The organism is Xenorhabdus poinarii G6, assembly GCF_000968175.1.
GTDB classification, from domain to species: Bacteria; Pseudomonadota; Gammaproteobacteria; order Enterobacterales; family Enterobacteriaceae; genus Xenorhabdus; species Xenorhabdus poinarii.
Window position 1 is genome coordinate 538,429 of sequence record NZ_FO704551.1, and the last position, 12,136, is coordinate 550,564.

The following is a 12,136-nucleotide window of genomic DNA, read 5'->3' on the forward strand; positions in this document are numbered from 1 at the left end:
TTAGTGTTAATTAGCGGCTTTGTGGTAATCCATCGCCCATTGTATGATGAGGCGTTTGTTAGCTCGGCGTGATTTGGGCTGGTGATGTTCCTTCATCCACTGTTCAATATCTCTGGCGAGGGATAACACAGAAACCTGGCCTTTTAGCTGTTGCAAAATACGTCGTAAACGAGTGACGAATTCTTCGGGGGTTTTGGCGGATTGCAATTGAGCAAAGCGGTTTGGGCTGACAATCGGTTTGTCATTATCAGTTTTAGTGCCGGCGGCGGTGGCGAGATTCGCGGTCGTGTCGGTTTTCACATACACCAGCGTCATGGCAATCATCGCCCACAGCACCATATTTTCTTGTTTGTTCTCTGTGGTCATGTCTTCAGGCAGACTGAACCAGAGAGCCCGAAAACCTTCGGTCAGCACTACTGCGTCAATATCCTGGCAACGCTTTAATTCCGCTTTATAGAGTGTGGGGGCAGGGATAATGCCTTTTTCCTGTAACGCTGAAAGGGATAAAAACATGCTTTCCCACCAGCGTAGTAAGCGACCTTCGATTAGGTTATTCATTGATAACCTCCTTCTTTTTGTGCTTGGATGATTTGAATTCTATTTTGTGCTCTACCATAAATGATTTGATCTCTTTGGCGATCATCAGCCATTTGGTCAGGATCTGCCGTGCCGCGATTTTTTTAGGGAGATGTTTGGGATCGAACTCTTCTGACAGGACGTATTCATCAAAGAGATCAAAACACGTGTTTTTCAGTTGATAAAGCCAGTGTTGGGCTTCGCGTGTTGATAACGAGGCTGCTTCGTGCGGGCTGCTGACAATCTGTTGTACCGCTGTAAAGAAGGCAGCCTGGGTACGTTGATAGAATGCAGTGTCAATAAACGACATATCGCCTTTAATGTCATTGGGGCGATGAAACCAGGCACTTTTGATCTGGGTACGGCACTGTGTCAGGGCATAAACAGAAAGGCTGTGTAATGTTTTTACCCGTCGGAAAATCGCGTCCTTTCTCTCCATTGAGATAGAAAATAGGGGCAAAGAGGTGGAGTACCAGCTACGGGCTTTCATATTGTCCATGTCGTAGCCAAAAACCCATAATCGTGGCGTAGTACTCTGTTTATCTGCAAGATAATTAACGAGTTGGTAAAAATGGTCGACAACCTGCGCCGCATCTTGACCGTTTTTATCATCGGAAAACGTCAGACTATCCCAGATTTTGTAGGTGATACCACCGGGTTGCCCTTTAACGGAAAGGTGTTCTTCATTCGGTTTTTTCGGATTCCATCGATAGGGGGTTAAGGGATGTTTCCATGTACCCGCATAATTATGGCCATAGTTTTGGGTGCGATAACCAGAAACAGACCGGTTAGTTGCTTGCCCGGTCAATTGGCAAATGGCAGGTTTATCGTCTATTTGTAGCCGGATCCGCCGTGGCATCGCCCAATACATATGCAGTTCATGCACGTTATGAGCATAAATTTCTGTTCCGGGTTTCTGGCTGGTCTGCGTTTTGCCTAACCACGGAAAAACACTGGCACTCGTGAGGTCAGGATCGGCGTACCGCCAATGTTCCCGATTAATCACGTTGAGCCAAAGTTTTTGCCATAGTGGTGCTTCCCATGTGTGTGGCTGAATCAATGTTGTCAGCGGTCCACCTCCCCGTAATCCGACGCGATGTCCAACTCCCCCCGCGGGTGCATTGATCTGTAGGGTAAACAGGGCGATAGCGGCCATTTCAGGGGAAATAACCTCGCACTGACCGCGTTTAATAAAGTGATCGGTATTCTGTTTAAGTGTGTTTGCGCCCGGCGCTTCGATCAGTAATCCTGAAATCTCCGTTGATTTTGCGCCCTCGAGCGAATCAAAATCCTGCATAAATAGCGGACCATCACCGGTCAGATTAAAGGCATGTTCCACACGATTAAAGGCCGTTTGTAAGCGGGCTTGTGTGGGAGGCTGCTCATAACATTCATGCCATTCTTCGTCATCTTCAGGGGCAAAAACTGTTTGCAGCAAGCCAATCGCCAGTTGGTACGCTGCGCCCTGAAAATCGGCGCGTGGCAGAGCAAAATCCATCACGGCAGGATCACAAATTGCCGCTAATGGCAATTTTTCCTTGCGGCCATCTCTCATGCTAAAAGTCAGCCATGCGTCTTTAACAAGGTTCATTACGCCTCCTGCTGAGCGGGTCCATACAAACCCATGTTGGGATCATAAGTAAAATTGGGGTCATGTTCAGGTAACCAAATTTGTAGGTATTTGACAGATTTGAATTTTTCCTGTAATCGTTGCACGGCCTGGGAAAGCGATTCAGGGACAGGTTGCAACTTATCGGCAAATTTGTTTTTTGCAACCTTGATGGTACTGAGTTGAACGGGGAATTTTTCATCATTTATCCACGGCATCAATTCACCGCTTTCGGTCAATCTGACCAGTAGTACGCTTACCGTTTCGATGTCGCTAAACCGGGTATTGATATCGCCGTTATCGTCATACCAGCCGTGCGCACTGCGTTTACTGTATCCATCACTCTGCCATCGCAGTGCTTGTGATCGCGCGATAGCCTCTTTGGCCTGTGCTTTAGCCATCTCATCATTATCCTTGGGTTTGAGCGCATCAGGGATTTGCTCATCGGCATCTTCCCCATAAACCGCTTCGATCAACGTTCGGGCTTCGGTTGGCATCCGAATTGCTTTCAGGCGTCGTAACTCACGCAAGCCAAGCCATAAACGCCCACCTGAACGATAAACATATTGGGTATTGCGAAAATTTTTACTCAGCCAATCTGCGTTGGGATGATCGTCCCATTCTGGGGCATGGAGATATAGCTCAGGGGGAAGCCGGCTATCGGTGATGCCTTGCTGATATGTGCCGTTTGCATCGCGGGTATGGCGGTGCAAGCGGCCAACCCGCTGGATCAGATCGTCGATTGGGCAAATATCGCTGATCATGACATCCGTATCCGCATCGAGACTTTCTTGAAAAACCTGAGTCGTGATCAGGATAATTCCCTGCCGTTGTTCTCGTGTGCTTTTTTTACCGAATGTCGCCAGTACCCGATTTTCTATCGCTTTTCGGTCATGCAAAATAAAGAGGCTGTGGAATAGCAGGCAATTTTCCGGTTTATCCATTTGTGGCTGAATCAGGCGGAAAGCATGAAGCGCGTCATCCACGGAGTTGCGTATCCACACCACGCATTGCCCGCTTTGAGCGGCATTCAGCGCGAGTTGCACACATTCATCCAGATGATTCACGGTTTTTACTGCGACAGTACGGCTGACATCCGCCCGGCTGAGCAAGGGGGTTTCAATCAGAGGATTGGCTGGATCTAATGTGACCTGAGTCGCCAATGGAAAGGCGGTTTCCTGCAATTTCTGTATGGGTATTTCTCTGGCAGATAACCAGGTATCCACCAACTTCTGGCGCTGTTTTAAAGAGAGCGTAGCGGTCAGTAATACGACTGAGCCTCCTTGATGCAGATGCAGGCTTAATAAGCTTTTCAGTAATGTAAACATGTATTCATCTGCGGCATGAACCTCATCGAAAATCAATACCTTGCGATTTAGCCCAATCAGCCGGAGTGACTGGTATTTTCTGGGTAAAATCGCAAGTAGCGCCTGATCGATAGTCCCTACACCCACTGAGGCCAGTAACGCTTTTTTATTCGAATCTGACAGCCATTGATGGCACTGCGCTGTTGCGGTGGTATCGTCTCTGGTGTAATCACTGTCGTTATGTTCGGAAGTCAGAATAATGTCACGGAAATGGTCATTCATTTCACGTGCGCCATGAGCGAGAACGATACTGGGTAGTTTGCCATTTTCGGTATCGAACATCTGATGATAGTGTTTGGCGATCCGGTCCAACATCGCGTTGGACGTGGCCATTGTCGGCAGGCCAAAATAGAAGCCATCTGCAGCACCCGCCTGCATCAAGCGATGCGTCAGAGTCAGGGCGGCTTCTGTTTTACCCGCCCCGGTGACATCTTCCAAAATAAAAAGTTGTGGGGCGTCATCAATTGGGACTTCTTCCGCCCACTTTTGTAATGGGGTTGGCGCGAAATGGTAATAATCCTGAATTGAGGTGTAAGGCGATATCACGGGGGAATGATGGATATCAATGCCATTCAGGGCCATTTGTGCCTGTTTCTGGCTAATCTGCCAATATTCTGCCAGTGAGAGGGCTTTGGTCTGATAACGGAAGTAATAACTATCAGATCCTATCCAGTCTGCCAGTACCACGATACCCGCAAGTTGCCAGCTTACCTGTTGCAGATGACGTCGCCATTCCTTTGACAGTAATTTTTCCAATGGCAAATGAGGTTGAAAAAGGTTAAGCAGATCATGGATAAATGCGGTTGCATCATCAACATTTTGGGGTTCCGTAAAGTCGGTAATCGCTCCCCAATCCTTATCATCAATGGGTTTACCGTGATGGCCGAGCATACACTGCATTAATACCATCAGCGTTTTCTGTGCAGGTATATTTGGTACTTTTTCACCGCCTGGCAGGCCATGATCGCCAACTAAAGCCAGCAACACATCGTCCTGAATTTTATTCCAGAAATATAACCCCATTCGATCATGTCGGAAATATTGGGAACCGTAGGGTTTACGCTGTTTAGGTTTAATCAAATCGGTATTTTCTGGAGAATATAATTGCTGAAATGCAGAGGCGAATTTGCCGATATCATGCAACACCAGAAAGAATGAAAATAAGTTTTGTAAGGATTCTGGTGAGAGCGCCAAAAAATCCGCAAGATCTTGGGTAATTTTTTTATGTGGCGCTAATAATAACTGGCCGACAGCGGCGACATCCAGACAGTGATAGGCCAGAAGATGGTAGTTTTCATCAGAATAGGGATTTTTTTTGGCTTTGCCCCAATATCCTGTGAGGTAAGTCAGATTATTGATTAACTCAGGCATATTTTTTTAATATAAAATCAAATGTTAAGTTGATTGTCATTAATGGAATAATTTTCTATTGGTATTTTTTATTTTCGATATATTGGCTGAACCGAAGTAAATAACCATCCGGGTCCTGAACAAGAAATTCTCGCTGGCAGATTTCGTCATCACCTATATTGTAATAGTTATCTTCCAATGGGCGATAAAGCGCGATGTTGTGTCTTTGTAAACTTGTCAGAATGGGGGTGAGATCATCAACTTCAATTTGTAAATTGATGCCTCGACCTAAAGGTTTGATGAGTTCTCCGGTATTCCAGCCATCGGCATGAAATGCTTCCAGCATTAATTGCGCCTCACCGAAACTTAGATAGGCAAAATCTGGTTTTTCTCTTCGAATTAATACTTCTAACCCTAATATTTTTTGATAAAAATAGAATGAAGCTGCGAAATCAGTCACGGTGAGTTCCGGCACCATGCGATTCCAATAGGTGTTCCTGGTGGTCGATTTCGTGTCCACGCGTTTTTTCCTGTATGACAAATTGCGTTCTAATTTAAAAAACGAGTTAATTATGTTGAACTGGCTACATATTCTGATACGTTACACTATTTTATATTGAACCCTCATTAGGGTTGTGTTTTATATGTTAACGAGATCACATTTATTTTATGGTAAAAACAGAATTAAAAAAGTTGTCGTATCAAGAAGTAAATTGTGAAGAGTGTTTTTATCAATGTGTTCCAATGGTTTTTTACTGAGCGAATTTTGCTTTTATAAGCGAGTTTACGTTTCAGATATCTATTCTCTTTTTGGAGCTGGTTTATGATGTTGTCTGGAGCTGATGTTAATGCCTCTTTTCGCCAACGATACAGAGTAGTTTTAGAGATTCCCTCTGTTTTAGCTAAAAAAGGAACGCTGATGTTGTGAGGGGGGAGCAATTTTTTTTGGATAGCAGATTTTTGTTTAATGGAATACTGTTTCATAATTTATGCTCCTTCTTTAGATTCTGTGGAATGACTGGTTAATCTTGTGGATATTAATTTTTTTTATGCTATTTTAATTTTTTGAAAGAAAAAGAAACTCCTTTCTCTTTTTTAAGGATAGAAAACATTTACATTTATTCAAGTGGCAGGGTAAATATTTATCCACTGGGTGAGAACATACTATTTTTGTTATCTTTTAAAGACAATTATATTAGAATTTGTTATTTAAATAGTGTTTTAATCGAGTTGAATTCAGCTATCTGAACAATTCTTTAGACTTTTATCGCAAGCTAATGGGTTCAATAACAATAATATTTTAAGTTCAAATATTAATTAAAATATGCTCGACACCTGATTTATCCCCGTATCGACGGGGAACTTGGGTTGACAATTACCGAAAGTGAAAGTAACTCTGGTTTATCTCCGTATTTACGGAGAATATAGATATGATGCTGGATTAATACAATAAGTGCAATAGGTAGGTGTTTATACTGGCGACCCGCTAAATATTGTAGGTTAGAGATAAAGCAAAAAGATTAGTAGCTCCATTATCATCAAGAACAACTGCTGTATTTTTTTGTCAGTGCGAATTGTTCTGCCCATTTTCCAGCGATTTTATCAATCTCCAGTCGGTTTATCCCCGTACTTATGGGGAACACTTTTATGGCCTCTGCTCTTGCGTGTTCTAGTACTACAGCCGTAATTGTTCTGTAAGCCGATGATTTCCCCGGCGACGATAATGACATTGTTGTGCCCGGTATTGATGCCGTCGTCGCCAGTCTGACCAATGTAAAACCTGTTCGATTGTCTCTCCCGCTTTTTCCATCAGTTTTGACAGCAGCTTACGGAGTTCCGCTACACTGAGCGGAACCCGACCTACCGGTGTTTTTTTTTCTCCTGTACCCGCAGAACCGCGAGGACTGCATGGGCCAGTAACGACAAGGTAATATGCCGGTGCCAACTCTGCCATCGCCGCACTTCGTAGTGATCCAGTCCACATTTCCCTTTGATTTCCTTAAAGCCACTTTCAATTTCCCAGCGACAACCCGCCACCTGAACCAGCGTATTAAGATCCGCCTGTTCTCGCAAGGCATACACCACATAGTAAGCCCGTTCCTGTCTACTATCCCGGCTGCGGCGAACCAACAGATAATGACCATAACGCCGCTCCTCTTCACTGAGCTGTAAACGCCATAATGGCACAACAGCCCAGTCATACTCACGCTCACCTTTTGTTCCCGTTCCCGCTGACCGTGTTTTCCAGTCAGCGGCAGTCAACGTATCGGCAATCCGGTCAGCACGCATATACTCTGGCCCTCGCCACCATAAGGGGGTATTGCAGGGAATGGCTAACACAAAGGGTTGGTATCGGGATTCCAGCCAGACCCTCAGACGACGGTCACGGCCATACACTTCATCCGCGGTCACCCAGCGACAGGGCACGCCGGCATCCCATGTCCGTTCCAGCATCTGCCGGGCTAACTGGGGTTTCGTTGCAAACGTGACACTGGCCGGGATACCCGCGGCTTCACAGCGGGCACGGTCATCGGTCCATTGGCGGGGCAGGTATAAGGCCCGGTCAATAAAAGCATGCCCGCCGTGGCCGGCGTAACATAGAAAGACGCCTATCTGGCTGTTTTCTACCCGTCCAGCGGTCCCACTATACTGACGCTGTACCCCGGCAGAATGGGTCCCTTTTTTGATAAAACCGGTTTCATCAAGGATAAGAACTCCCTGTTCATCGCCCAAATGTTCGGTGACATAATCCCGCAGGATATCGCGGGCCATCTCGACATCCCAGTCAGCGCGTTCCAGCAAATATTGAATGCCATCGGGGGAACTTTCCCCCATCCATTCAGCCAGTTGCCAGCTATTCTTACGTTCAACATCACTGAGCAATCCCCGAAGATAGGCGAGGCTGCGTTGTCGCGGGCCGGTAGAGTGAAATAAGGGAGCCAGACGGGCATGTAATGCCTGTAGCGCCTGTTCCCAGATTTTGGCAGGGGATGGCATGTGACACCACCTTTGATTCGAGGAAGAAGAACCCCATCATGGCACAATATGGATTACGGCTGTAGTACTAGTTCGGTTTATCCCCGTGCTTACGGGGAACACTACCAAATCTAATCACCAGCCAGAATTGGTTGCGGTTTATCCCCGTGCTTACGGGGAACACCCTAAAAACGTTAAGCTGAATAAGTACGGAAACGGTTTATCCCCGTGCTTACGGGGAACACATTGGTCGCTGATAATCTAATCATGCTGCCGCCGGTTTATCCCCGTGCTTACGGGGAACACCCGTCGGTCGCGTCTTTTTTGCTGAGCACATACGGTTTATCCCCGTGCTTACGGGGAACACATCGATCTGTCCATTTCATGCCTACGTTCTTCCGGTTTATCCCCGTGCTTACGGGGAACACTTCCTCGGGCTGGACGAGAAACGCCACCCTATCGGTTTATCCCCGTGCTTACGGGGAACACTTCTTGACCAGCGACAGGGATTTGCACATTTGCGGTTTATCCCCGTGCTTACGGGGAACACTTATAACGCATATCCGAAATTAATTTTACTCACGGTTTATCCCCGTGCTTACGGGGAACACTTATAACGCATATCCGAAATTAATTTTACTCACGGTTTATCCCCGTGCTTACGGGGAACACTCTAATTTTATCTATCTGTTTTGTAATGAATTTTTAAGGGGTAAAAATTCTACCACTTTTTTTGCTTATAAATTAGTCAAATTATTGCGGTTATTTTTCCCTAATTATGGTTTGTATTACCGATCGCATTTTATCCATTTCCCTGAATCTCATCTTTTTTATGGCGAATATCGTGGTCAATGCGACGTTGATGCTGAAGAAATAGCAGCGACTCAAATTCTGACCGCGCCTTATGCGGCTTTTTATGTTATATAAATGTGTTAAAACCGCAAGCTACTCATCTGCACCTATTAATCACTGATTGCATTTAAAATGAAAAAAAAACGCCCATCTCTACAGGATGTTGCCGACCTGGTAGGGATCACCAAAATGACGGTCAGCCGTTTTTTACGTAAACCGGATCAGGTTTCTGAGGCATTGGGAAAACGAATCGAGGAAGCGGTGGAGCAACTTGGTTATATTCCCAATCGTGTGCCGGATATTCTTTCCAACTCGACCAGTCGCGCAATAGGTGTTTTACTGCCCTCATTGACCAACCAGGTCTTTGCCGAGGTTATCCGTGGTATCGAACAGGTGACGGATCGCAATGGCTATCAAACCATGCTTGCCCACTATGGTTATTCAGCCCAGAAAGAAGAAGAACGCCTGCTTTCCCTGCTTTCTTACCATATCGATGGTCTGATCCTGGCGGAGCGTATGCATACTGCTAAGACATTAAAAGTGTTGCAGACAGTCGGTATTCCTGTGGTCGAGCTGATGGACAGCGTATCGCCTTGCCTGGATATTGCCGTGGGGATCGATAATTTTGCAGCGGCTCGCCAGATGACGGTGACGATGATTGAACGTGGCTGTAAGAATGTGATTTATCTCGGCGCTCGGCAGGACGAGCGGACGCTGATCCGTTTGCAAGGGTTTGAAACGGCGATGCGTGATGCCGGGCTGCAACCGAGAAAAATGATGACATTAGCCAGTTCATCCTATTCACTGGGCGCCCAGCTTTTACAGGAAACTTGTCAGCAATATCCAGAAGTGGATGGCCTATTTTGTACGAATGATGATATCGCTATCGGAGCGATTTTCGAGTGCCAACGACAAGGGATAAAAGTACCGGAAGACATTGCGATCGCCGGATTTCATGGTCACGATATCGGTCAGGTGATGACGCCGAAACTTGCCAGCGTGCTGACGCCGCGTGAACGAATGGGGCGCAAAGCAGCAGAAGCGTTGCTGACTCGTTTGCGGGGCGAAAAGCTGGAGCAAACGTTGATCGATGTCGGATTTACACTTTCACTAGGCGAAAGCGTTTGATAGGTGAACGTGGTTATTCAGTGGCAAGTGTTTAATTTTTGTAGATCAAAATGATGCTTTCCCCTCTTCAAGTGCGATAAGCCTCACATTTTCTTTTTTTGTCAATCTTGATTGATTGCTCACCTTCCTGCGCTGCTGTTAATGTTACCGGTAAATTCATTACCGGTAACATTATTATGGGTAATCTTTTGTAGTCAATCTGCAAACGTTAATCATAGTCATTATTTTTCAGGTAAGTCATAGAGATAGTGAAGCAGTAAGATCTGCATAAAGGAGTTTGATATGGGTGATACCCAACAGCTAAACCGTGTTTTTGTCTTCATGGGGGTATCCGGCAGCGGTAAATCGGTGGTTGCCAACGGTGTGGCCCAGCAATTGGGGGCGGCGTTTCTGGATGGCGATTTCCTTCATCCTCGCACCAATATTACCAAAATGGCGCAGGGTGGTGCCCTCAATGATGATGATCGTCAGCCGTGGTTGAAAGCACTCAATGACGCCATCTTTGCCATGCAGCGCACCCATCGTATCTCCTTACTCGTGTGTTCTGCTCTGAAAAAAAGTTATCGGGATATGTTGCGTGAGGGCAATACAAACCTGTCATTCCTCTATCTGAAAGGGGATTTTGATTTGATTGAGTGCCGTTTGAAAGCACGTAAAGGGCACTTCTTCAGACCGCAAATGCTGATCTCGCAATTTGAAACACTGGAAGAGCCGAGCGGTGATGAAAAAGATATCCATCATATTGATATCAGACCTGAGCTGGGTGATGTCATCAAAAATGCGATTAAAGCTATTGAACATATTCAATCCATTGATCATCTAGGATCTATTGATCAACTCAACTAGGGGCATTATGAGCACTGTAACTCTGGTTCTGACCGCCGTCGGTTCTGTTCTTCTATTATTGTTTCTGGTGATGAAAGCCAGAATGCACGCGTTTATTGCCTTAATGCTGGTTTCCATGGGAGCCGGCATTTTTTCTGGTATGCCACTGGAAAAAATCACTCAGACAATGCAAAACGGCATGGCCGGTACGCTGGGTTTTCTTGCCGTTGTTGTGGCGCTTGGGGCAATGTTTGGCAAGATCCTGCATGAAACCGGGGCATTGGATCAAATTGCTGTGAAGTTGCTGTCTTGCTTTGGTGAAAAGCGGGCTAATTATGCATTAGGTATTGCCGGGTTGATCTGTGCATTGCCGTTGTTTTTTGATGTCGCAGTCGTATTGTTGATCGGTGTGGTGTTTGCGGTGGCACGTCGCACGGGGGGCAATGTTGTCAAGCTGGCGCTTCCCTTGTTTGCCGGTGTTGCCGCGGCCGCCGCGTTTTTAGTCCCAGGGCCAACGCCGATGATGCTGGCTTCCCAGATGGGAGCCGATTTTGGCTGGATGATCTTGATCGGCCTGAGTGCCGCAATACCTGGTATGTTATTCGCTGGCCCGATATACGGTAACTTTATCAGTCAATATGTGACACTGGATTTGCCTAAAGATCTCGGCACACCAAGTATTGGCAAAAGCCAGATGCCTTCTTTTGGTTTTAGTCTGGCGTTAGTGCTGTTCCCATTGGTATTAGTGGGATTGAAAACCATTGCTGCCCGTTTTGTTGATCAACAAGCCACGTTATACCATTGGTTGGAATTTCTCGGTCATCCTTTCACGGCGATTTTGATCGCTTGTCTGGTGGCCATTTACGGGCTGGCAATCCGGCGGGGGATGAGTAAAGAGAAAGTCATGGATGTGTGTTCAGCGGCGATCCAGCCGGCAGGAATTATCTTGCTGGTAACCGGGGCGGGCGGCGTCTTCAAACAAGTGTTGGTCGATTCCGGGGTTGGCCCTGCGTTGGGGAATGCTTTGATCGGGGCTGGCCTGCCAATTGCGCTGGCGTGTTTTATTTTGTCTGGCGCAGTACGTGTGATACAAGGTTCGGCGACGGTGGCGTGTCTGACCACGGTTGGGTTGGTGCTGCCGGTGATTGGTGAACTGGGTTACTCAGGGGCACAAATGGCTGCATTGTCCGTGTGTATTGCCGGGGGTTCTTTGGTGTTTAGCCATGTGAACGATTCCGGTTTCTGGTTGTTTGGTAAGTTTACGGGTGCGACAGAAGCACAAACCCTGAAAACCTGGACGATGATGGAAACCATTCTTGGCACAACCGGTGCGATTGTTGGCATGATCTATTTTGCCATATTGTGATACAGCCTTTTTCGGTGGCATCTTATCCATAAAAGATGCCATGTCACGCTGATCCTCCGCGCTACCCACATGGGTTGGCGGCGGGAT

General features: G+C 46.5%; 10 protein-coding genes and 1 CRISPR repeat array. Of the genes, 3 read left to right on the forward strand and 7 right to left on the reverse strand.

Going from position 1 to position 12,136, the window contains the following annotated elements; translation table 11 throughout:
* Positions 1-6: 6 nt before the first annotated feature.
* The 7 genes from casB to XPG1_RS02375 form a co-directional block, all read right to left on the reverse strand.
* A complete protein-coding gene (gene casB, locus XPG1_RS02350; protein ID WP_045957655.1) occupies positions 7-558 on the reverse strand; it encodes a type I-E CRISPR-associated protein Cse2/CasB in 552 nt (183 codons plus the stop codon).
* The gene (gene casA / locus XPG1_RS02355) at positions 551-2,167 is read right to left on the reverse strand and encodes a type I-E CRISPR-associated protein Cse1/CasA (RefSeq protein WP_045957656.1); all 1,617 of its coding nucleotides are present in this window, start codon (positions 2,165-2,167) and stop codon (positions 551-553) included. Before casA ends, casB begins: the two co-directional genes overlap by 8 nt.
* Positions 2,167-4,923, reverse strand: coding sequence for a CRISPR-associated helicase/endonuclease Cas3 (locus XPG1_RS02360; RefSeq protein ID WP_045957657.1), 2,757 nt, complete (start codon positions 4,921-4,923; stop codon positions 2,167-2,169). Before XPG1_RS02360 ends, casA begins: the two co-directional genes overlap by 1 nt.
* Positions 4,924-4,978: 55 nt before the next feature.
* Entirely contained in the window at positions 4,979-5,380 is a 402-nt protein-coding gene (locus XPG1_RS02365; protein ID WP_045957658.1) for a bleomycin resistance protein, read from the reverse strand.
* A gap of 206 nt (positions 5,381-5,586) precedes the next feature.
* The gene (locus XPG1_RS02370) at positions 5,587-5,886 is read right to left on the reverse strand and encodes a transposase (RefSeq protein WP_045957659.1); all 300 of its coding nucleotides are present in this window, start codon (positions 5,884-5,886) and stop codon (positions 5,587-5,589) included.
* 691 nt (positions 5,887-6,577) lie between these two features.
* On the reverse strand, positions 6,578-6,856 hold the full coding sequence (locus XPG1_RS18200) for a hypothetical protein (protein WP_157879421.1): 279 nt from the start codon (positions 6,854-6,856) through the stop codon (positions 6,578-6,580).
* Entirely contained in the window at positions 6,763-7,899 is a 1,137-nt protein-coding gene (locus XPG1_RS02375; RefSeq protein WP_045957660.1) for an IS701 family transposase, read from the reverse strand. Before XPG1_RS02375 ends, XPG1_RS18200 begins: the two co-directional genes overlap by 94 nt.
* A gap of 73 nt (positions 7,900-7,972) precedes the next feature.
* Positions 7,973-8,550: a CRISPR direct-repeat array (repeat unit 29 nt; unit sequence CGGTTTATCCCCGTGCTTACGGGGAACAC).
* Positions 8,551-8,862: 312 nt separating this feature from the next.
* On the opposite strand from XPG1_RS02375, the gene gntR reads away from it, so the two are divergent.
* The 3 genes from gntR to gntU all read left to right on the forward strand — a co-directional run bounded on the left by gntR (position 8,863) and on the right by gntU (position 12,049).
* The gene (gene gntR / locus XPG1_RS02385; RefSeq protein ID WP_045957662.1) at positions 8,863-9,858 is read left to right on the forward strand and encodes a gluconate operon transcriptional repressor GntR; all 996 of its coding nucleotides are present in this window, start codon (positions 8,863-8,865) and stop codon (positions 9,856-9,858) included.
* A 282-nt stretch (positions 9,859-10,140) separates the two neighbouring features.
* On the forward strand, positions 10,141-10,704 hold the full coding sequence (gene gntK / locus XPG1_RS02390) for a gluconokinase (protein ID WP_045957663.1): 564 nt from the start codon (positions 10,141-10,143) through the stop codon (positions 10,702-10,704).
* A 7-nt stretch (positions 10,705-10,711) separates the two neighbouring features.
* The gene (gntU, locus tag XPG1_RS02395; RefSeq protein WP_045957664.1) at positions 10,712-12,049 is read left to right on the forward strand and encodes a gluconate transporter; all 1,338 of its coding nucleotides are present in this window, start codon (positions 10,712-10,714) and stop codon (positions 12,047-12,049) included.
* Positions 12,050-12,136 lie beyond the last annotated feature (87 nt).